The sequence below is a fragment of the Mycobacterium spongiae genome (genome assembly GCF_018278905.1).
GTDB classification, from domain to species: Bacteria; Actinomycetota; Actinomycetes; order Mycobacteriales; family Mycobacteriaceae; genus Mycobacterium; species Mycobacterium spongiae.
Genome location: NZ_CP046600.1, coordinates 5,375,482 through 5,395,461, shown reverse-complemented (window position 1 = coordinate 5,395,461; position 19,980 = coordinate 5,375,482). Strand labels below are relative to the sequence as shown.

Sequence of the window (19,980 nt, the reverse complement as noted above, 5' to 3'; positions counted from 1 at the left end):
CCGGGGGGCTGGCTTCGGCCGCCGGAGCGGCTTGCACGTCTGGAAACATCCGTGCCGGCCGCTACCGTCACCAGTTTGCGGAATTGTCGAAAGCTCTAAGGTGGCTGGCATGGCATACGACGTCGCCCGGGTGCGCGGACTGCATCCGTCGCTGGGTGACGGGTGGGTGCATTTCGACGCGCCCGCCGGGATGCTGATTCCCGATTCCGTCGCAACGACCGTGTCGACGGCGTTCCGCAGATCCGGCCCCAGCACGGCCGGGGTTCACCCGTCGGCCCGCCGTAGCGCTGCGGTGCTGGATGCGGCGCGGGAAGCGGTGGCCGATCTCGTCAATGGGGACCCCGGTGGTGTCGTGCTGGGGGCCGATCGCGCTGCGCTCTTGTCGTCGCTGGCTGAGGCGTCGTCCTCGCGTGCGGGCTTGGGATACGAGCTGGTGGTCAGCCGCCTTGACGACGAAGCCAACATCGCCCCGTGGTTGCGCGCGGCGCACCGCTATGGCGCCAAAGTCAAGTGGGCCGAGGTCGACATCGAAACCGGTGAGCTGCCCTCGTGGCAGTGGGAGGGTCTGATCGGCAAGTCGACTCGGCTGGTCGCTGTCACCTCCGCATCCGGAACGCTGGGGGCGGTGACCGATCTGTCAGCGATGACCAAGCTGGTGCATGACGTCGGCGGCCTCGTGGTGGTCGACCATTCGGCCGCCGCCCCGTACCGGTTGATCGACCTTCAGGAAACCGATGCCGACGTCGTGGTCGTCAACGCGGTCTGCTGGGGTGGTCCGCCAATCGGAGCGATGGTTTTTCGCGACCCTTCGCTGATGAACTCCTTCGGTTCGGTGTCGACCGACCCGTATGCCACCGGGCCAGCGCGCCTGGAGGTCGGCGTACACCAGTTCGGCCTGCTGGCGGGCGTGGTGGCCAGCATCGAGTACCTCGCGTCGCTAGACGAGTCGGCTCACGGAAGTAGGCGCGAGCGATTGTCGGTATCGATGCAATCCGCGAGTGCCTATCTCAGTCGGCTGTTCGACTATCTGATGGTGTCGCTGCGGTCGCTGCCGCTGGTGATGCTGATCGGGGTCTCTCAAGCGATGCTGCACCGCGAGCGGGTGGGGGTTGCCCCGGCTGGCGGTATGTCTGCACCGCCGGAGGGTGCGCGGGTGCCGGTTGTCAGCTTCGCTGTCCAGGAAGTGCCAGCCGATCGGGTCGTGCAGCGGTTGGCGGACAACGGAATTCTGGCGATCGCCAACCCGAGTTCCCGCGCGCTCGACGTGCTGGGTGTCAACGACGTGGGCGGCGCGGTCACCGTCGGCCTGGCACACTACTCGACCATGTCGGAAGTCGACCAGCTGGTGCGGGCGCTGGCATCACTGGGCTGAGGTCAGCCTCGCGGGTCCTACACAGTCAGAACGATCTTGCCCGCCAGCTGGCCCGACAGCATCAGCCGATGCGCGTCGGCCGCTTCCTGGATAGGCAAGCGTGCGCCGATAACCGGCCGGATCTTCCCGTCGGCGATCATCGGCCAGACCCTGGCCGTCACCGCTTCGACGATGGCTCCCTTGCTGTTCGGGCCGGTTTCCGGCCGCGCGCGCAGCGTCGTGCCGATCACCCGCGCTCGTTTGGTCAGCAGCTTGCCCAGGTTGAGTTCGGCCTTCACCCCGCCCTGCATCCCGATGACGACCAGCTGGCCGTCGGTGGCTAGCGCATCGATGTTGCGCTGCAGATAGGCCGCGCCCATGATGTCGAGGATCACGTCGGCACCCCCGCCGCCGGATTCTTCCGTCACCCGCGCGACGAAGTCTTCATCGCGGTAGTTGATCGTGATCTGGGCGCCGAGGTCGCGGCAGAGCTCCAGTTTTTCTGGCGATCCCGCAGTCACCGCCACCCGGGCGTCCACCGCCCGTGCCACCTGGACCGCATGGCTGCCGACACCGCTGGCCCCGCCGTGAATCAGCACTAGCTGGCCCGCGCTCAGGTGTGCGGTCATGATCAGGTTGGACCAGACGGTGCACGCGACTTCGGGCAACCCGGCGGCGTCGACAGTGTCGACACCGGTCGGAATCGGCATGACGTGGCTGGCGGGCGCGGCGACGTATTCGGCGTATCCGCCGCCGGCCAGCAATGCGCAGACTGGTTGTCCGACGGACCAGGGGGTGATCTCGGAGCCGGCCTGGGCACCGACGTCCGCGACGACCCCGGCTACTTCCATGCCGATGATCTCGCTCGCTCCGGGCGGGGGCGGATACTTGCCCGCAGCCTGCAGTACGTCGGCGCGGTTGACGCCGGCCGCGGTCACCTTGATGAGCACCTCGCCAGGTCCAGCGGCTATGTCGGGCACGTCCCGCCATACGAGTCGATCGGCGGTTTCGGCGACGATGGCGCGCATCCCGCCACGCTACAACGCGGTGGTCAGCTCGGAGTCGAGCGCCGGCCCGCGGTCGCAGCCCCGCTACCCTTGTCAGCGGTGGCGTGGCAGAGCGGCCTAATGCACTCGCCTTGAAAGCGAGAGACGGCTGAAACCGTCCGGGGGTTCAAATCCCTCCGCCACCGCCGTGTGACACGTCCACAGCCGGGATCGCAGCCGCAATGGTGTTCATTAACGCGCTGTGGCGCCCGGCATCCGGGTCCCTGCCGGGTTTGCCACTGGAGATCAGTCCAGCGGCAAGGCCCCGCTCGGGATCGGCCCACACCGCGACGTTGACCAATCCAAGATGGCCGAAGGCCGACGGTGCGTTGCGCCCGAATGGTCCGTATTTGGTCGACCCCAGCATGAATCCGGTGCCCCAGCGAAGGGGCACCAGCCCGGTCGCAAAATCGGGTCGCAGCCGCCGGCATTCCGCCACGGCGCCGTGCAGTGTTTCCGGGCTCAGTACGCGCACACCGTCGAGCTCGCCGCCGCGGCGCAGGATTTCAGCGAAGCGGGATAGCTCGTTGGCGGTGGACACGGTGTTGGACGACGGGACCACGGTGGTCAGGAAAGCCGGCGTATTCGTATACGGGATGATCTCGTGCACCGTTCCACTGATGGCCTTGCGGAAGATTGCCGCGATCAGCGGCGGGAGCGGCCTTCCGGTGGCGTGACTCGGCGCGACGAGTGGCACATCGCGGGTGGCCACGCCGTAGTTGGTCCAGCGAAAACCCAGCGGGTCCAGGATCTCGGTGGCCAGGATCTCCCGGATGTCCTTGCCAGCGGCCGCGTAGACGATCTCGCGCATCAGCGGACCCCACGTCAGCGCGTGGTAAATATGCACCAATCCCGGCCGGTAGAGCGGCTTGAGCTCGCCGAGCTTTCGTTGTGCGTACTCGTGGTCGTCGGCGCGCCTGACGTCCGGCTTGGGTCCGGTGGGAAACGGGACGCCAGCGCTGTGGGTGAGTACATGCCGAATGGTGGTGCGATGCTTGCCGTGGCTGGTGTAAGTGGGCAGGTAGTCACAAACGCGATCGTCGAGCGAGAACTGTCCACGCTCGACAAGCATGTGCACGACGGTCGCGGTGATGGCCTTGGCCGCCGAGTACACACAAAACGGTGTGTCGGTCGAGACGGGGACCTTGTCGGCGTCGGGTTCGTCGGTGGGAGCGTTGCCCCAGCCATGCCCGATCGCGCGATTGAGCACCACCCGCCCGTTATGTCGGATGCACAACTGGATTGCTGGGTGCATACCGGCCCGATACCAGTGGCGTGCGGCCTGCCAGATCCGCTCGACCGCGGCACTGTCGATTCCGGAGTGGTCCTCGGGGCCGGTCGCGGTGACGGCGTCAAGGTCGGCCGGAACGCGGATCCTGCCGTCTGGTGTCATGGGGCGCCGCTCCTCGGTGTCGATTGGTCCCGGCAGCACGTGGTGCCCCACCGCATCGGCAGCCGGCGTGAGGTGGGCGGTTGGTGGGCCGGCCCCCCTAGGTCACTGTGTCAGAAAATGATGGGTTCGGCTGCCGGGATGCAGGACAATTGAGGGATCCGCGGCTAATCAAACGAGCCGGAGCGCCATGAGGAGCGTGCATCATGCAACCGGAAACTACCCTTTCTTCTGTTCGGGTTCGTGGTGACCTCGACCCCGGCCTGTCACGCTGGCAGTGGCTGGTCAAGTGGATCCTCGCCATCCCCCACTACGTCGTCCTGGTGTTCCTGCACATCGCCTACTTTGTGGTGACGGTCATTGCGTTCTTCGCGATCCTGTTCACTGGCCGCTACCCCCGCGCGCTGTTCGACTTCAATGTCGGTGTCCTGCGGTGGCGGTGGCGGGTCGCCTTCTACGCCCTCTACGCATTGGGGACCGACAAGTACCCGCCGTTCAGCCTGCAGCCCAACTCCGAGTATCCCGCCGACCTGGAGGTCGACTACCCCGAAAAGCTCCATCGCGGGCTCGTGCTGGTTAAGTGGCTGCTTGCCGTCCCGCACTACCTCGTGCTCGTCGCCTTCTACGGCGGACTGGGGCGCGTGGCCCGTGGCGTCCACGAGTGGGGCGAAGACCAGGTCGGCGGAGGCTACGGACCGCCGCCGCTCATCTGTGTCCTGCTGCTGATAGCGGTGGTGGCCCTGCTGTTCACCGCGCGCTACCCGAAGGGCTTGTACAACTTCGTGATCGGTATCAACCGGTGGGCGGTCCGAGTGCACGCGTATGTCTCGCTGATGCGTGACGAGTACCCACCGTTTCGCCTCGACATGGGGCCGCGTGAGCACGAGTCTTCGGCCACTGCGAACTCGTAGCGGGTTGGGATGGCCAAGCGCTCCCGCTATGTCGATGCGATTCTGATCGTCTACGGCGTCTATTCCGTCGCGCTGGGGACCTTCATGCTGGTGTCGCCGGGCGTCTTTTTTGACACCCTCGGCGCGTTCGGGCCCCGCAACAACCACTACATCTTCGACAACGCATCGTTCGAGTTGCCGCTGGGCCTGCTGTTTCTGGCCGCATTGCGCTGGCCGACGTGGCGGGTGCCGGCGTTGGCCTTCGCCACCGCGCACTGGGCGCTGCACGCGCTCAGCCACATTGTCGACACCCACCACGGCGCGGGAACCGGAGTGGGGCTGCTCGAATTCGCCGGATTGGCGATATCCACGGTGCTGCTCGCGGCCGCTTTGCGGTCCAGCGTCGCAGAGAGCCGTATGCAGTAGAAGCTATTCGCCCGTGAATTGCGGGGGGCGTTTGGCGAAGGTCGCCGAGATGCCTTCGCTCAGATCCTTCGACGGCAGGAATGCCGCGTTCCAGGCGGCGACGTAGCGCAGGCTCTCGGAGACGGCTGACGTGCGCTGCTGGTCGAGGACGTCTTTGACGCCATAGACCGCCAGCGGTGGATTGGCGGCGATCTCGGCCGCGGTCGTATGGGCGGCGTCCAAGGCCGCCTCGGCGTCCGCGTAGACGTCGTTGACCAGTCCGATCTTCTCTGCCCGGGCGGCGTCGATGTCCTTGCCCGTCAATGCCAGTTCCCGCAGATGCCCGTCGTTCAAGATCAGCGGAAGCCGCGCCAGGCTGCCCACGTCGGCCACCATGGCCAGCTTGACCTCGCGGACCGAGAACTTCGCGTCCGCGCTGGCATAGCGAATGTCGACCGCGGAGATCAGGTCGACGCCGCCACCGATGCACCAACCGTGTACGGACGCAATGGTGGGAGTGCGACAGTTGGCGACAGCGGTGATCGTGTGCTGCATCCGCATCACCTCGGTATGGAAGTCGGTGCGGGGGCGGGCCAGCGCGCCCTCGGCCAGCACCGGTGCCAAGAGCCCCCCCATTGCCGGTAAGTCCAGGCCGTAGCTGAAGTTCTTGCCCGAGCCGGTAAGGACGATGGCACGCACATCGCGGTCTGCGTCGAGCTTGGCGAACACCTCCGGCAGCTCCGACCAGAAGGCCGGGCCCATCGCGTTGCCTTTGCCCGGCCCGATCAGTGTCACCTGCGCGACCTGATCTTTGGTTTCCACGGTGACCGATTCGTATGTTTCGCCCATATCCAGACCGTAGCGTGGGCGACGTGGTTCCTGAATCGCAACCTGGACCAGATGCCGCCCCCACCGACGAGTTAGCCAGCGCCGAGGCCACGCTGGTCGTGTTGCAGCAAGCCCTGCACACCGTCGCTGCTGATGACTTGTCCCGGCCGACGCCGTGCTCGGAGTACGACGTGTCGCAGCTGACCGGACATCTGTTGAACTCCGTCATGGTCATCGGGCGCATGGTGGATGCGGATTTTTCTGATTTTTCGGTGCGTGACCAGACCGCCTCGGTCGAGCGGCAGATCATGGCCGCGGCCCGCCCGGCCTTGGATGCCTGGCACAGGCACGGCCTGCACGGTGAGGTGCCACTGGCCCACGGCTCGATGCCGGCCCGGGTTGCCGCTTCTGTTCTGTCGATCGAGTTTCTCGTCCACGCGTGGGACTACGCGGTGGCGCTGGGACACGACATCACGGCACCGGATTCGCTGACCGACTATGTGCTGGGGTTGGCGCAGCAGCTCATCAAGCCCGAAGAACGGGTGCATGCCGGTTTCGATGACCCGGTGGACGTGTCCGAGGATGCCAGCGCCCTGGATCGGCTCGTTGCGTTCACCGGCCGCAACCCGGCTACGTAGGGCCTGCTCGCGCCGAGTGTGCAGTGAGGGCCTCGAGTGTGCGCTGTGGGCCGTGAGGGTGCGCTGACGGCGCGGTTTTCGACTTATTCGCGCCTTGGACGCACACTCGGCGCCGTCACCGCACACTCGACGGCACAATACTTAGACCCGTTCTAGGTAGAAGTAGAAGTATCGGCCATTGTCGCGGACACCTTTGCCGTTCATGATGCCCAGCACGGTGTCGTCGTCAATCTTCTTGAAGTGGTCGTGGACCGGCTGGCCGTCATACACCATCGTTGCGGTGACTTCGCCGCGGAAGGCCTCAAGCCAGAGGCTTGCCTCCCCCTTGCCCATCGCCACGTTGGAGAACTTGTTTCCCTGGGCGTCCAGGCACACCAGCGGCTGTACGTCGGTAGCGGACGTGAACGTCTTGCCAAACCAGCCGGCCTTCTCCAGCGCGCCGTTCATCCTGTGGCCGGTGCGGAACTCGCCGCCGCGCCACTGCCCGATCATGTCGTCGATGGTCGCGGGCGACAGTGTGGCCCAGAAGTCGTCGAGCTGCGCGTCTGGAATGGGTCCGTCATGTTCCTTGAACTCGACGAACTTCGCGCGGGCCAGGCTCATCGCGTCCTCCTTACTCGATGCGGGTCACCCAGCTACGGGCGAACTCCAGCAGGGCGTCGTTTTCGTCGGGCGCACCGATAGTGACCCGGACACCATCCGTGCCGTATGGGCGGAGCACGATGCGAGCCTCGGCGGCCTGCTCAACAAAGTCCCGGGTGCGCCCTTCCAGCGGCAGCCAGACGAAATTGGATTGGGTCGGCGACACCGTGAACCCTGCGGCCCGCAACTCGGTGGCGACTCGCGTGCGCTCAACTACCACTGCGTCGGTGCGGGCCAGTAGCTCGTCGGCCGCGTCCAGCGATGCGATAGCCGCGGCCTGCGCAACGCTGGACACCGTGAATGGCACATAGGCCTTGTCCAGCGCCGTGATCACGTCGGGCTGGCCGATCGCATAGCCGACCCGCAACCCTGCCAACCCGTACGCCTTCGAAAAGGTCCGCAGCACCACGACGTTGCTGTGGGTGCGGACCAGCTGAGGGCTGTCGGGCAGCATGCCGTCGCGGATGTACTCGACATAGGCCTCGTCGATCGCGACCAAGATGTGGGGCGGAACCGTCTGGACGAACCGGGTCAGCGCATCCGGGTCGACGACGGTGGAGGTCGGATTGTTCGGATTGCAGACGAAAATCAGCCGAGTGCGTTCGGTGATCGCCGCGAGCATAGCTTCGAGGTCGTAGGTGTGGTCGGTCAGCGGCACCGGAATCGGGTTGGCACCGGCGACCTGGACCTGGGGTAGATAGAGTTCGAAGCTGCGCCACCCGAAGATCACTTCGTCGCCTACCGAGGCGGTGATCTGAACGAGCTGCTGGCACAGGCTGACCGAACCGCAGCCGACGGCGACGTGCTCGGAAGCGAAGTCCGCGGGGCCGGCTGAGCTCAGGTGTCGCGCGAGCGCCGCCTTGAGCTGCACGCAGCCGTTGTCGGGATAGCGGTTAACGGTGTTGGTGGCGTGCTCGATGGCTGCGCGGACGCTGGGTAGCGGGCCGAGCACGGTTTCATTGCTAGCCAGCTTGATGGCGCCGGGCACCGTTTTGCCGGGGACATAAACTGGCAGCCCGGCCAGCTCGGGCCGCAGGCGGGCGGTCACGTCGACAGCATATGTTGCGGCTGTGTACGCTATGCCCTCGGCGGTTGCGGGACTCCGCGCGGGGTTCGGTACCCTCGGGAAGTCCATGGAGGCGTGCCAGAGCGGCCGAATGGGGCTCACTGCTAATGAGTTGTCCCTCTCAAAGGGGACCGGAGGTTCAAATCCTCTCGCCTCCGCGCAGTTCTTTAGCGAACACAATCAAATACCGGCGCCCGTAGCTCAACGGATAGAGCATCTGACTACGGATCAGAAGGTTGGGAGTTCGAATCTCTTCGGGCGCGCTCAGAGCGTATGTGACAACACGACGCGATACCCACGGACGTGGGCGACGCGTGTTTGGCGCAGGTAGCTCAACGCTGTTCTGCGGAGCGGAATTTCCCTGACGTCGGGTTCCACGGCGCTGACAGACTCGGCTCCCAACCGGTGCCCCGATAGCCCTGTGACGACACGACGATCGCCGGCAGCAGCCCTCGCGGAGCGGGTGGACTTGCGTGAGTGAACTCTCATCGAGAATCGCCCCCCAAACCGGGACAGCCTGGTTCGAATACGGCAAGGTGAACGGTCATTGGGGGGCATCCGGCACACCGTGACCTGGTGCGGGATCGGGAACACAACCCTTGCGGAATGGCGACGGGCGTGGGGCTTTTGAAGGAGAGTGACGATGTCGTACGTGATGGCGGCACCTCAAGAGCTGGTGGCCGCGGCAACAAGTCTGGCGGGCATCGGCTCGGCGATCGGTGCGGCCAACGCCGTCGCCGCCACTTCGACCACACAACTGTTGGCCGCCGGGGCCGATGAAGTCTCGGAGGCGATCGCCGCGGCGTTTTCCGCCTACGCCGCCGACTATCAGGCGCTGGGTGCCCAGATGGCGGGCTTTCATGAGCAGTTCGTGGTGGCTTTGTCCGCGAGCGGAGGCTGGTATGCCGCCGCGGAGGCGACCAACGCCTCGCCCCTGCAGGTTGTTGAGGAGCAGGTACTCGGGGTGATCAACGCGCCGACCCAAGCATTGTTGGGGCGCCCGCTGATCGGTGATGGCGCTAACGGGGCGCCGGGGCAAAACGGCGGGGCCGGTGGGCTGCTCTACGGCAACGGTGGGGCCGGTGGTTCTGGCACTGTCGCGAACCCCAACGGCGGTAGCGGCGGGAACGCCGGCCTGATCGGCCGCGGCGGGGTCGGTGGAGCCGGCGCTGCCGGTGGTGTCGGTGGGGCCGGCGGACAGGGCGGATGGTTGTTCGGTAACGGCGGCAGCGGCGGAGCAGGTGCGGCCGGCACCACGGTGGCGGCCCCCAATGGCGGCAACGGCGGCAATGCCGGTCTGATCGGCCTAGGCGGGGTCGGTGGAGCCGGCGCTACCGGTGGTGTCGGTGGGGCCGGCGGACAGGGCGGATGGTTGTTCGGTAACGGCGGCAACGGCGGCGTCGGCGGGGCGGGCGCGACCGGCGGCGACGGCGGGAACGCCCGGGCCCTGTTCGGCGACGGCGGGGCCGGTGGTGCCGGTGGTATCGGTGTCGCCGGTGGCACCGGAGACACCGGTGTGACCGGCGAACTCAATGGTCAGGGGGGCATCGGGGGCGTCGGTGGGACGGGAGGCAACGGCGGTAACGGTGGCGCCGGCGGGTTGTTCGGCGCCGGCGGGGCCGGCGGCGCCGGTGGCACTGGGGGCACAGGAGGAACCGGTGGCACCGGAGCCATGGGCGCCCCCGGCGACCTGATGCTCAACGCTGGTCTCGGTGGTGACGGCGGTGACGGCGGCCTGGGCGGAGATGGAGGCGCCGGCGGGAACGGCGGTGCCGGTGGTTCGGGTGGTCTGTTCGGCGCTGACGGTGTCCTGGGCGCCGGTGGTGACGGTGGTCGCGGGGGGGCCGGTGGGTTCGGCGGCACCGGCGGCCAAGGCGCCGAGGGCGACCCACTGTTCAACGTCAACGCGGGCCGCGGCGGCGATGGTGGGACCGGGGGCAACCCTGGGATCGGCGGCGCCGGCGGGGTCGGCGGCACCGGCTCCAGCACTGGCGCATTCGGGCAGGCAGGTGGCATTCCCACCAGCGGAGGCGACGGCGGGAACGGCGGCCAAGGCGCGACCAACGGCGACATCAGCATCAACTCCGGCAGGGGCGGCGACGGCGGGACCGGCGGGGCCGGCGGGTTGGTCGGTGACGGTGGCCAAGGTGGCAACGGCGGCGGCGGCGCGGCCTCCTCCGACGGCTCCGGCGCTAGCACGGTCGGCGGTGGCGGCGGTTTCGGTGGAGACGGCGGAACCAGCACCAACGGGACCGGCGGGACGGGCGGCGACGGCGGCAATGGCGGCCGCGGCGGCAACGACTCCGCCGGCAGCAGTTCCGGTGGTAGTGGCGGCAAGGGGGGTAACGGCGGTGCCAGCGTCAATGGCGCCGGCGGCACTGGTGGCACCGGCGGGGCCGGCGCCGCCGGCGGCGCCGGACCCCTCGGCGGCAATAGTCGCGGTGGGGAGGGCGGTTCCGGTGGTGACGGCGGTGCCAGCATCAACGGCAATGGCGGGACTGGCGGCACCGGCGGGGCAGCCGGTAGCGGCGGCAACGACCCCTCCGCCAGAAGTAGCGGTGGTTCAGGCGGTTCCGGCGGGAAGGGCGGTGCCAGCATCAACGGGACCGGCGGGACCGGCGGCAACGGCGCTGCCGGCGGGAACGCCGGCAGCGGTGGCCAGGGCATCGGGCCCGGCTTCGGCGGCGGCGGTCGAGGTGGTAGCGGCGGTGACGGCGGTGACAGCACCAACGGCGACGGCGGGAACGGCGGCACCGGCGCTCAGGGCGGCAACGGCGCAACCGGCGTTGGTGCCGGCACGGGCGGTAGCGGGGGTTCCGGCGGTGACGGCGGAAACAGCACCGGCGGCAACGGTTCCGCCGCTATCAACGCCACTAACGCCACCGCCGGTAGCGGCGGTACCGGCGGTAACGGCGGTCAAGGCGGTAACGGCACTGGTGGTGTGGGCGACCCCGGGGCAACCGGTAACCCCAACACGGGCGCTGACGGGGGTCGCGGCGGAGATGGCGGGACGGGCGGGTCCGCGTAAGCCGTCGTAACCACGCGGATGAGCCGCGGCGCGGTACGTCATAATCGGGCTGCGCACCCGGCCGAGTGCTCCCGCACAATAGGGGTGCCGCCGTGTTCAGGAGACAGCGATGACGATTCCCAGCAACGCCCTCGATCCTGCGGCGGTGGACTATGTGCTCACCACCACGCGGTCAGTGCGGAAGCGACTCGACCTCAGCCGACCGGTGGACCCGAACACCATCCTCGAGTGCATCGACGTCGCCGAACAGGCCCCTAGTGGCGGCAACCAAGCCAGCCGGCGCTGGATCGTCATCGACGACGCACGCCGCAAACGGCAACTCGCCGACCTCTACCGCGCCGCGGCTGGCGACTTCATCCTGGGAGCGCGCGACCAGCTTGCCGGCACTGGCCACCCCCAGGCCAAGGTGCTGGAGTCGGCTGCCTACTTGGTCGATCATCTCGCCGAGGTGCCCGCGATCGTGATCCCCACAATCTTGGGGCGTCACGACGATAGCGGTCGTCCGGGGCTGTTCGACTCGGTCATCCAGGCGGCGTGGAGCTTCTGCCTGGCATTGCGTGCCCGGGGGTTGGGGACCGCCTGGGTTACCGCGGTGTTCGCCCGTGAGCAGGAACTGAAGGAAATTCTCGGAATTCCGGATCACCTGACCGAGATCGTGATGCTTCCCGTTGCCCACACCATCGGAATGGATTTCAACCGGGCGCCGCGGCGCCCGGCGCGAGCGATCACCTACTTCAACACCTACGGACATACCTTCGAGCACGGGCCGACTCAGCCAGCCGCGTTCACCGACGGTGCCGGCGGCGAGGTCGAAATCGATGTCGATGCTCCGCCCGAAAAACTCTGGCCCCTCGTGACCGACATCAGCTTCGGTGCGGATTTTTCCAGCGAATTCCGCGGGGCCGAATGGGTGGACACCGACGAACCAGGGCTCGGCGCCCGGTTCATTGGCAAGAACGCTCACGAAGCGATCGGTGAGTGGGAAGTCGAGTGCTTCGTCGACGTGTACGAGCCGAACCGGGTCTTCGGCTGGTGCACCAGCGATCCGGACAACCCCGGCGCCCGTTGGCGTTTCGAGCTCGAGCCGATTGCCGGCGGGACCCGGCTTCGGCACACGGTGACGATCGGCCCCGGTCCGTCTGGCCTGACGCCGGCCCTCACCTCGATGCCCGAGAAGACACCGCGAATCCTGCACCGCCGCATCGCCGAGATACGCCCGAACATGCAGCGAATCATCGAGGCGATGAAGGCAAGGGCCGAAGCATAAGTAGGGCGATCGTTCGCGGAACGCGACGATTCCTGGCCATCGACGCGGGACAGGGCCCAACCGCGCACTCAGCAACCTGTCAGTCGGCGCAAGGTCAGTTCTTAGCCTCGTTGCCTAAAGTTGACGGGAGTCGGTTGCCTGATCCAGGGAGCCGCAGGGACCGGGGGCGGAAGGAGTTGCACGATGAATCTCTCGAAGATCGCGGGCACTGCAAGCATTATGGGCGCCCTGAGCCTTGCAGCTGTCGGCTTGGGCGCAGGCATGGCGAACGCCGACCCACTTCCCCAGATTCCGGATGTACCGCGGGTGCCGGATGTACCACGGGTGCCAGAGGTGCCACGGGTGCCAGAGGTGCCACGGGTGCCAGAGGTACCGCGGGTGCCAGAGGTGCCGCGGGTGCCGGATGTGCCGAGGGTTCCCGATGTGCCGAGGGTTCCCGATGTGCCGAGGGTGCCTCAGGTGTCGCACCCGGGGGTGGCGCAGGTGCCGCAGCTACCGCAGGTGCCGCACCCGGAGCTGCGCCAGGCGTTCTGACCGTGCCGCGACGGCCGCCCCGGTAAGAAAACCGGGGCGGCCGTGCCTACACTGGGCGGCGCTAAGTGAGCCAAGTCGTTCCCGGTTGCCATGCGGGCCCGGCCGTCGGTGCATCGTCGCGCGTGACCGTTGCTTGAATCAGCCCATAAGGCCGATCGTCGGCGTGGAAGACCTCGTTGTTGTTCTCCAGTCCGAATGGCGATAGCTCGTAGACGAAGTGGTGTTTGTTGGGTGCGGATAACCGCACCTCGGCGACAACCGGGTATTGCTCCATGACGGCCTTGCCCATCTGGTAGAGGGTCTGCTGCAGTGCCAGCGAGTGGACCAGCGAAAACTGCTTAACCAGTTCGGATTTGATCCCGACATACATCGCTTCCCAGTCCGCGGTGACGACGGCATACCGCCATTGGGCTACCAAAGACGTGGCCATCACCCGGTCATGCGTTGGCTCGAGGATCGTGTATTCGTCCTCGAGGAACCCCGCGAACTCCGATCCGGTCGACTTCAACATGATCAGGTCCTTGAGCCCACCGATCACCCATTCACCCTCGGCATCAACGGTTATCGCGGCTGTGCGAATCTCCTGGCCATTGCGTACCCAGGTGTGGTCGTGCCCGGCACCGTCGACAACCGCTCGCTCCCAGGCATGTTCGTCGATCTCGATGCGTGCAGCGTGCACTGGGGCCACGTCGTTCACGAAGTGTCGCGCCAGCGCCAGCCCATAGTCCTCAATCGACTGCAGCCCGGGTTCCTTGGCGTAGGCATACACCGTCTGCTTCTGGGTGTCGGTCGGGAGAATATTGGACTGATCGCCGGTCAGATGAGCGGCGCTGAAATCCCCTCGTAAACAGGTGGATACCGTGATATCCCGGATCTCGTGTCGCGGGGTTTCTCGGTAGACGCGGACGACGCGGTTCTCGGCCTTGCCGTATTGAACGGGTCCAAGCACGATGTTGGACATTCGTCAGCTCCCTCGATAGGTGGAGTAGGCGTAGGGGGATAGCAGGAGCGGCACGTGGTATCTGGTTGCGGGATTGGAGATTTCGAAGGTGACCACCACTTCGGGATAGAAGCTCGCGACACCGTGTGCGGCGAAGTAGGAGCCGGTGTCGAAGGTCAGTCGATACACCCCCGACAGTTCCCCGGGTGCCAGTGCGCCAATGCGACCCTCGTCGTCAGTCGTGGCCGTCGCCAGAACCGCGCCGCGAGAATCGGTCAGAGTCACCGCGACCCCGGGGGCGGGACGCCCTGATGTGGCGTCGAGGACGTGTGTAGAAAGGTGCGTCATGGCCAGGGTTGATATAGCTAGCGCAGCTGGTTGAGGGGCGAGAACCGGGCGGCAGCGATGGGATTCGCGTCGGCCACCAGATCGGAGAACCGGTAGTTGGCGATCTTGGCGATCTCGATCAACGCGAAAGCCTTCTCCGTGGTCGGTGGGTTGTCCACGCGCGACCAGCCGTTGCGCAGCACCTGGTCGAATTGCTCGGTCTCGCGAGCGCAGATCACCAGGGGGAACCCGAAACGCTGGCGGTAGGTGGTCGCCAGCTCCACGAGCTCGTTGTGTTCGTCCTCATCGAGCTTGAACAATGCCACGTGGTCGACCGCCAGCGCGTGGCCGGCGTCGTCCTCGGCACCCAGGTCGGGAAACGCCCGGATCAGCTCGAGTAGCTGTTCTGACGATCCGGTGAGCACCCCATCCTGAAACGCCTCCCGCAAGGCCGCGGTGTCGGCGAACGGTCGTTGCTCGAAGGCTCGCTCGACGGCCCACGGCACATCCTGAACGACGTGACCGAATACCTCGGTGAACCGCTGTCGGGTCATCGCGTTGACCTCGTCGAGCCTGATCGAGCCTCTGCCGGCGACCCGCGGCCCGCGATTGCCGACGTGGAAGAACACGATGTTGAGCAGGACCGCGGTGATTGCGCCGACGGTGATGCCGCTGCCGAACACCAGGTTCAACCCCGAGGGCATCGCTTTGGCGATGTCCGGGTAGCTGGTCACCCACAGTGCCAGGCCCAGACTGGTGGTCACGATGATGAGGTTGCGATGGTCAGTGAAGTCCACCTTTCCGAGGGCCTGGATACCGACGACGGCCACCGTCGCGAACAGGGTGAGTGCCGCCCCTCCCAGTACCGGATTGGGCATCGATGCCACTACCGCGGCAACCTTGGGTAAGAACCCGAGGATGATCATGATGACCCCGGCGGCTGCCACCACCCAGCGGCTCTTGACGCCAGTGAGTCGCACCAACCCGATGTTCTGCGAGAACGCCGTGTAGGGAAACGAGTTGAATACGCCGCCGATCGTGGTGGCCAGCCCGTCCGCGCGAAGCACGTTGCCGAGGTCGGCGGTGCGGAACCGCTTGTCGACGATCTCGGCGGTGGCCATCGTGGAACCGGTGGACTCCACGGCGGTGATCAACATGACGATGATCATGGTGACGCAGGCCGCGACGTCGAACTTCGGCAGCCCGAACAGGAACGGCGTGGTGAAGCCGATGAGATCGGCCTCCGCAGCCTTGCCGACGTTCATGTCACCCAACACGTAGGCGACTGCGCAACCGACAACAAGGCCAACCAGCACCGCGATGGTGGCCATGAACCCGCGGAAGAGCCGCTGGATCCCGACGATGATCGCGATCGTGCCTGCCGCGTAGAGCAGCCACCGGATGTTGGCGGGCTCGGGTTGACCGGTCAGCGGATTGGTGACGGCCTCACCGGCTCCGACTGGCAGCAGGGTCATTCCAATGATCATGATGAGGGTGCCCGTGACCACGGGCGGGAAGAATCGCAGCAGCTTGATGAAGATCGGCGCGATGGCGAAGGTGAAGATGCCGGCGACGATCACCGCGCCATAGACGTGCAGCAGGCTGAGAGCGCCGCCACCGTGGGCGAGCCCGATCGCAATGATGGGGGAGACGCTGGTGAACGTCACTCCTTGGATCATCGGCAACCGCACGCCGATGCGCCAGATCCCGACCGCCTGAATGATCGACGCGATACCGCAGGTGAATAGGCCGGCAGTGATCAGCTTGATCAGGTCTTCCGGCGGCAGCTTGAGCGCGCTGGCGATGAGAATGGGCACCAGGACGGCGGCCGCGTAAAACGCGACCACGTGCTGGAATCCATAGATCGCGAGCTTGGGGATCGGCAGCACCTCATCGACGGGGTGCACCCGCTTCGTCCGTGCATTCTCTACCGGGGTGCCCATGATCCCAGAATGACCCAGGTGATTGCAGGTCGACGGACCGGGGTTGGCATCTGGGAGCACGCGGTGCCACCCGGACCGGAGCCGGTCAGTGCGGGGCGTCGATCAGGTTCACGGCACGTTCGAATAGGTGCACCGTGGCCGCATGAAGTTGGTCGCCGACCTCTTTTTCGGCCTGGCCCGCACAGGCGCGGGCCAGCGTCCCTTCGATCACGATCCCCAACTTGAAGCAGGCCAGCACGGTGTACCAGGTGATGTGGGACAGGTCGCGGGTGGTGTTGGCGGCATACCGGTGCAGCAGATCGTCAGTGCTGGCCAGGCCGCTGTGTCCGCCGAGGGAGTGGCTGAACACGCTGGAACCGTCCGACTGGCGCCACGTGGCCAACAGCCAGCCCAGATCCAACAACGGGTCACCGATCGTGCACATCTCCCAGTCGACGATCGCGACCACGTCCGGCCCGGTGCGGGAGAACATCACGTTGGCCGCGTGGTAGTCGCCATGCATGATGCCGGGCTTCCACGTTGCCGGTCGATGGCTCTCCAGCCAAGCGGCTACCTGCTCGACGCCTGGGATCTGCGGACCCGGGTAGCCGTCGTACTGCTGGTAGGACTCCAGCTCGGCGATCCAGCGCGGCACCTGTCGTTGCAGGAATCCCTCGGGTTTGCCGAAGTCGGCGAGACCGACGTCGACGTGGTCTACGGCGCCAAGTTGGGCCAGCGCGTCGGCCATCGACAACCCCATCTGGAACCGCACCTCGGCATCGCCCGCGTGCAGCGGAGGCAGGCCCTCGCCTGCGTTGAATCCGTCGACGGGATCCATCAGGTAGAAGACGGCGTCACCGAGGACATCGGGATCGTCACATGTCGCGATCAGCCGTGGGTGCGGAACATCGGTTGCGGCCAGCGCGGCGAGCACCCGCGTCTCCCGCAGGATCACGGTGTTGCTGCGCGACCGAAGGTGACGCGGTCCGCGACGCAGCACATAGGAACGTCCGGACCTGCTGAACCGAACCATCACGTTCTGGGTTCCACCAGTGACCGGGACAGCCTCGTCCACGGGACCCTCGCCCAGGCCCCGTTCGGACATCCAGTCCGCGACCGCTTCCAGATTTACGTCGAGGCGCTGCGCGTCCATGTGCCCGAACCTCCTTCGCCGCGCGACCGTCAGCCCTTGGCGCGCGCCGTATACCGGACGGTCTGCGCCCAGATCATGCCGTCCCGAAACACGAAAGTGTCGACACCATCGTCCACCCTGCTGCCGGCTGAATCCGCGGTCCACTCGAGGAACAGCACGTCACCTTCGAAGATTTGAGTCTTCACGTTCCACGTCGCGTTCGGCACGTCGGTCAGCAACCTGACGAACACCTCCCGGACGCCATCCGCGCCGCGCGCGACGCCGTCCGCGGTGACCACAAAGGATTCGTCGGTGTAGTCGGCGACGATCTCATCGAGCTCGCCAGCGGCGAGAGCCTGGACGTGGTGGGCGAATACTTCCTGCGGCGTCCGTGGCGGCGCAGCTCCCCAGGCAGGCCCCATGACACTCCTCTGCTGCAACCTGTCGACCGTCTGGGAAAAAGCGTAGGGCATTCTTGAGGCCAGGTCGGAGCCCGCGGCGGCTGGAAGAATAGTTACCGAAACTCACTTTCTGGCGTGGGGAGGTACGGGCTATGACGCGAACTGACAACGATTCCTGGGCTATCACCGAGAGTGTCGGAGTGACCGCGCTAGGCGTGGCGGCCGCGCGTGCTGCCGAGACCGAGAGCGACAACGCGGTGATCAACGACCCATTCGCGCGGGTCTTTGTGGATGCGGCGGGCGTCGGGATCTGGAACGTCTACTCCAATACCGCACTGCTCGCCGACAACACGGACATCGAGCCGAGTGTGCGCGATCGCGTCCGGCTGATGATCGACTTCATGGCCATGCGGACGGCGTTCTTCGACGACTTCTTCCTCGGCGCCGCCGCCAGCGGCGTTCGGCAGGTGGTGATTCTGGCGTCGGGTCTGGACTCGCGCGCGTGGCGGCTACCGTGGCCGGACGGGACCGTTGTCTACGAGCTGGACCAGCCCAAGGTGCTGGAATTCAAGTCCACCACGTTGCGCGAGCACGGTGCGCATCCGATCGCACGCGTGGAGAACATACCGGTTGATCTGCGTCAAGATTGGCCAATGGCGCTGCAGCAGGCTGGATTCGACCCATCCCAACCCTGCGCCTGGTCGGCCGAGGGGCTGGTGCGCTACCTGCCCGCGCGGGCTCAGGACCTCTTGTTCGAGCGCGTACATGCACTCAGCGCCCCGGGCAGCTGGGTGGCTTCCAACGTGCCTGCCAGCGGCTCCTTCGACCCCGAAGGTGTGCGACGGATGCGCGAAGAGATGCAAGGTGTGCGCGACGCGGCCGCCAAACTGATCGATACCGACGTCCCGGAGTTCGAGGATCTTTGGTATGCCGAGGAGCGCACGGCCCTCGCCGAATGGCTCGATGAACGTGGTTGGGAGGTCTCGGCAACAACGTTCACCGAGCTGCTCACCCGCTATGGGCGGGAGGTCTCCTATGACAGCGAAAGCGCATCGATGCCAACCCAATTTGTATCCGCCCGGCGCTAAGGTGCCCGGGGTCCTAGGCGTCACGCGCGACATCGTGCGTGTGACAAACGCCGTCGTGAACGCCGATCGATAGGACCGGTAGGGAACGAATTATCCAAGGGACTCCGTGCTCGCTAGGTATGGTCACCGCTATGGCCGATCGACCAGCCGGAGTGGACGACGTGCACCGCGTCGCGGCGTCGATGCCCCACGTCAAACGGCTGGAGGGACCCAAGGGTAACCCCATCTATCAGGTCGGCGGAAAGTCGTTCGTGTTCTTTCGAACACCGCGGCCAGATGCGACCGACCCAGCCACCGGGGAACGCTATCCCGACGTCATCATGCTCTGGGTGGAGTCAGAGAGCGACAAGCTGGCCTTGGTGCAGGATCCCGCATCACCGTTCTTCACCACAGCCCATTTCGACGGACACCTTTCCGTATTGGTGCGGGCAAGTCGGTTGGCGGAAATCACCGCCGCGGAATTAGCTGAGCTGATTCAGGACGCTTGGTTGTCGCGCGCATCCAAGACGCGAGCCGCCGCGTGGCTTGCCGCTCGATTTCCCGACTAGCCTCGCAGCCGAACTGATCGAGCGGTATTTGCTGCGGTGCCGGCGGGGCGGCCGGTCAGGGGGCGACAACTCCGGTGCGCAGGCGGTAGCCTCAGGCACGAGTCACCGCGGAGGTTTTGGTCCGGTATTGGTGGTGCGGGCATTTCTCGGACGCGAAGGAGATCACTATGCGAGGTGGCAGGGGGTTCAGCGCGATTGCTGTGGTGTGGTTGCTGATCGGCGTCTTCGCGGCATGGCAGCGTGACTACTTCGAAGGTGGGGAAACGAATTGCGCAACGCTGGGAACCATCGCACTGACCGTGGTCGCGGGGCCCGTAAATTATCTGGGGGTCAATCCGAAGGTCACGGATTGCCGTTTGCCGGAGCCCAGTTCAACAAAATTGTCTGAGCGTCAATCCGCGTTGTAGCGGATTTTGCTGGCCCCAGTGGCGCCGTGTTACCCATCCTCGGTTTGTGTGCGGGCTTGGCGGGCACCGAAGCCAACAGTTCACAGGCCACATACAGAAACCACATAGCCTCGATCCAGCCATGCGCGCA

At 66.1% G+C, this 19,980-nt stretch carries 20 protein-coding genes and 3 tRNA genes; 13 read left to right on the top strand and 10 right to left on the bottom strand.

The features are described from left to right. The first annotated feature begins 109 nt into the window (after positions 1 to 109). Positions 110 to 1,372: a cysteine desulfurase-like protein gene (locus F6B93_RS21815; RefSeq protein WP_211696934.1), complete on the top strand. Its 1,263-nt coding sequence runs from the start codon at positions 110 to 112 to the stop codon at positions 1,370 to 1,372. 17 nt (positions 1,373 to 1,389) lie between these two features. Here the strand turns inward: F6B93_RS21815 and F6B93_RS21810 are convergent, their stop codons facing one another. After that, complete coding sequence (locus F6B93_RS21810) at positions 1,390 to 2,379, bottom strand: NAD(P)H-quinone oxidoreductase (protein WP_211696933.1); 990 nt, start codon at positions 2,377 to 2,379, stop codon at positions 1,390 to 1,392. A 77-nt stretch (positions 2,380 to 2,456) separates the two neighbouring features. On the opposite strand from F6B93_RS21810, the gene F6B93_RS21805 reads away from it, so the two are divergent. Continuing rightward, positions 2,457 to 2,543 (top strand) — tRNA-Ser (locus F6B93_RS21805). On the opposite strand, the gene lipE is transcribed toward F6B93_RS21805, so the two are convergent. Next, positions 2,525 to 3,790 carry a lipase LipE gene (lipE, locus tag F6B93_RS21800; protein WP_211696932.1) on the bottom strand — a complete coding sequence of 422 codons (1,266 nt, stop codon included), beginning with the start codon at positions 3,788 to 3,790 and terminating at the stop codon, positions 2,525 to 2,527. The genes F6B93_RS21805 and lipE overlap by 19 nt on opposite strands. A gap of 203 nt (positions 3,791 to 3,993) precedes the next feature. Here lipE and F6B93_RS21795 point away from each other — a divergent pair, with 203 nt between their 5' ends. Together F6B93_RS21795 and F6B93_RS21790 are read left to right on the top strand one after the other, a co-directional pair. Beyond that, a complete protein-coding gene (locus F6B93_RS21795; protein ID WP_211696931.1) occupies positions 3,994 to 4,698 on the top strand; it encodes a DUF4389 domain-containing protein in 705 nt (234 codons plus the stop codon). A 9-nt stretch (positions 4,699 to 4,707) separates the two neighbouring features. After that, positions 4,708 to 5,103 (top strand): hypothetical protein, encoded by a 396-nt coding sequence (locus F6B93_RS21790; protein WP_211696930.1) that lies wholly within the window; start codon positions 4,708 to 4,710, stop codon positions 5,101 to 5,103. A gap of 3 nt (positions 5,104 to 5,106) precedes the next feature. Here F6B93_RS21790 and F6B93_RS21785 read toward each other — a convergent pair whose 3' ends face one another. After that, positions 5,107 to 5,931: a crotonase/enoyl-CoA hydratase family protein gene (locus tag F6B93_RS21785; protein ID WP_211696929.1), complete on the bottom strand. Its 825-nt coding sequence runs from the start codon at positions 5,929 to 5,931 to the stop codon at positions 5,107 to 5,109. A gap of 23 nt (positions 5,932 to 5,954) precedes the next feature. On the opposite strand from F6B93_RS21785, the gene F6B93_RS21780 reads away from it, so the two are divergent. Then, positions 5,955 to 6,548, top strand: coding sequence for a TIGR03086 family metal-binding protein (locus tag F6B93_RS21780; RefSeq protein ID WP_246540910.1), 594 nt, complete (start codon positions 5,955 to 5,957; stop codon positions 6,546 to 6,548). Positions 6,549 to 6,689: 141 nt separating this feature from the next. Here the strand turns inward: F6B93_RS21780 and F6B93_RS21775 are convergent, their stop codons facing one another. Then, positions 6,690 to 7,151 carry a DUF4334 domain-containing protein gene (locus F6B93_RS21775; RefSeq protein ID WP_211696927.1) on the bottom strand — a complete coding sequence of 154 codons (462 nt, stop codon included), beginning with the start codon at positions 7,149 to 7,151 and terminating at the stop codon, positions 6,690 to 6,692. A 10-nt stretch (positions 7,152 to 7,161) separates the two neighbouring features. Continuing rightward, positions 7,162 to 8,238: a pyridoxal phosphate-dependent aminotransferase gene (locus F6B93_RS21770; protein WP_211696926.1), complete on the bottom strand. Its 1,077-nt coding sequence runs from the start codon at positions 8,236 to 8,238 to the stop codon at positions 7,162 to 7,164. An 87-nt stretch (positions 8,239 to 8,325) separates the two neighbouring features. Between F6B93_RS21770 and F6B93_RS21765 the strand changes: the two genes are divergently transcribed. The 5 genes from F6B93_RS21765 to F6B93_RS23275 all read left to right on the top strand — a co-directional run bounded on the left by F6B93_RS21765 (position 8,326) and on the right by F6B93_RS23275 (position 13,085). Further along, positions 8,326 to 8,414, top strand: a tRNA-Ser gene (locus tag F6B93_RS21765). A 32-nt stretch (positions 8,415 to 8,446) separates the two neighbouring features. Next, positions 8,447 to 8,519, top strand: a tRNA-Arg gene (locus tag F6B93_RS21760). A 380-nt stretch (positions 8,520 to 8,899) separates the two neighbouring features. Next, a complete protein-coding gene (locus F6B93_RS23525) occupies positions 8,900 to 11,284 on the top strand; it encodes a PE family protein (RefSeq protein ID WP_211696925.1) in 2,385 nt (794 codons plus the stop codon). A gap of 109 nt (positions 11,285 to 11,393) precedes the next feature. Beyond that, complete coding sequence (locus F6B93_RS21750) at positions 11,394 to 12,551, top strand: nitroreductase family protein (RefSeq protein ID WP_211696924.1); 1,158 nt, start codon at positions 11,394 to 11,396, stop codon at positions 12,549 to 12,551. Between the two features lie 183 nt (positions 12,552 to 12,734). Beyond that, positions 12,735 to 13,085 carry a hypothetical protein gene (locus tag F6B93_RS23275; RefSeq protein WP_246540909.1) on the top strand — a complete coding sequence of 117 codons (351 nt, stop codon included), beginning with the start codon at positions 12,735 to 12,737 and terminating at the stop codon, positions 13,083 to 13,085. Positions 13,086 to 13,146: 61 nt separating this feature from the next. Here the strand turns inward: F6B93_RS23275 and pucL are convergent, their stop codons facing one another. The 5 genes from pucL to F6B93_RS21720 form a co-directional block, all read right to left on the bottom strand. After that, positions 13,147 to 14,046 (bottom strand): factor-independent urate hydroxylase, encoded by a 900-nt coding sequence (gene pucL / locus F6B93_RS21740; RefSeq protein WP_211696923.1) that lies wholly within the window; start codon positions 14,044 to 14,046, stop codon positions 13,147 to 13,149. 3 nt (positions 14,047 to 14,049) lie between these two features. Next, positions 14,050 to 14,373: a hydroxyisourate hydrolase gene (gene uraH, locus F6B93_RS21735; protein WP_211696922.1), complete on the bottom strand. Its 324-nt coding sequence runs from the start codon at positions 14,371 to 14,373 to the stop codon at positions 14,050 to 14,052. Positions 14,374 to 14,390: 17 nt separating this feature from the next. After that, a complete protein-coding gene (locus tag F6B93_RS21730; protein WP_211696921.1) occupies positions 14,391 to 16,295 on the bottom strand; it encodes a solute carrier family 23 protein in 1,905 nt (634 codons plus the stop codon). A gap of 85 nt (positions 16,296 to 16,380) precedes the next feature. Beyond that, positions 16,381 to 17,427 (bottom strand): phosphotransferase family protein, encoded by a 1,047-nt coding sequence (locus F6B93_RS21725; protein ID WP_211696920.1) that lies wholly within the window; start codon positions 17,425 to 17,427, stop codon positions 16,381 to 16,383. 29 nt (positions 17,428 to 17,456) lie between these two features. Further along, complete coding sequence (locus tag F6B93_RS21720; RefSeq protein WP_246540907.1) at positions 17,457 to 17,828, bottom strand: nuclear transport factor 2 family protein; 372 nt, start codon at positions 17,826 to 17,828, stop codon at positions 17,457 to 17,459. A gap of 131 nt (positions 17,829 to 17,959) precedes the next feature. On the opposite strand from F6B93_RS21720, the gene F6B93_RS21715 reads away from it, so the two are divergent. From F6B93_RS21715 to F6B93_RS21705, 3 genes are all read left to right on the top strand, one after another. After that, a complete protein-coding gene (locus F6B93_RS21715; RefSeq protein WP_211696918.1) occupies positions 17,960 to 18,895 on the top strand; it encodes a class I SAM-dependent methyltransferase in 936 nt (311 codons plus the stop codon). A 131-nt stretch (positions 18,896 to 19,026) separates the two neighbouring features. Next, positions 19,027 to 19,443, top strand: a complete 417-nt coding sequence (locus tag F6B93_RS21710; RefSeq protein WP_211696917.1) for an MmcQ/YjbR family DNA-binding protein — start codon at positions 19,027 to 19,029, stop codon at positions 19,441 to 19,443. A gap of 167 nt (positions 19,444 to 19,610) precedes the next feature. Continuing rightward, positions 19,611 to 19,850 (top strand): hypothetical protein, encoded by a 240-nt coding sequence (locus F6B93_RS21705; RefSeq protein ID WP_211696916.1) that lies wholly within the window; start codon positions 19,611 to 19,613, stop codon positions 19,848 to 19,850. The last annotated feature ends 130 nt before the right edge of the window (positions 19,851 to 19,980 follow it).